Below are 478 nucleotides of genomic sequence, written 5' to 3'. Positions count from 1 at the left end.
ACTAAATCTATGCTAAGAGCAGAAATGGAAAACATGCCTTTGAACTCATTGTAAAGTATAATCAGGTAGGCAAGCCAGACAACTGATAAAATGCCAAGCAGTATTTAAGTTCCATAATATCCTCAGCATCATCTAAATCTCAGCCGTCAGGCACAAGAGATATTATTGGGCTAGACAGGTGACAGAAGTACTAACCGACTCGTAGAGTTGGAAGTCCATCCCACCACCTTCAATGGCAACACTTATTGGTTGATTGGCAGCTGCCTTCTTTAGTGCCTTCTCATTGTACAATGGTACATCTTCATAACCATCTATTGATACAACTTTTGCATTTTTCTGCAAACCAATTAACATGGAGAATGTTCAAAAATGCCAGCTATAATTGTGATAACCCTAACATATTCACATAGATCAAGACTTTGCCAAGAAAGAATAGGAAACTGACCCTGTTTTGGTCACATTTCCCATCCGTGCCTTT

1 protein-coding gene is annotated in these 478 nt (G+C 39.1%); it reads right to left on the bottom strand.

Translation table 11 applies throughout. From position 1 onward, the window contains the following. Window positions 1-162: 162 nt before the first annotated feature. The gene (locus tag BUQ68_RS24595) at window positions 163-354 is read right to left on the bottom strand and encodes a C1 family peptidase (protein WP_075218287.1); all 192 of its coding nucleotides are present in this window, start codon (window positions 352-354) and stop codon (window positions 163-165) included. Between the last annotated feature and the right edge of the window lie 124 nt (window positions 355-478).

It is taken from the genome of Mongoliimonas terrestris (genome assembly GCF_001927285.1).
Classification (GTDB): domain Bacteria; phylum Pseudomonadota; class Alphaproteobacteria; order Rhizobiales; family Pleomorphomonadaceae; genus Chthonobacter; species Chthonobacter terrestris.
This window is presented reverse-complemented; position numbering and strand designations above follow the sequence as displayed.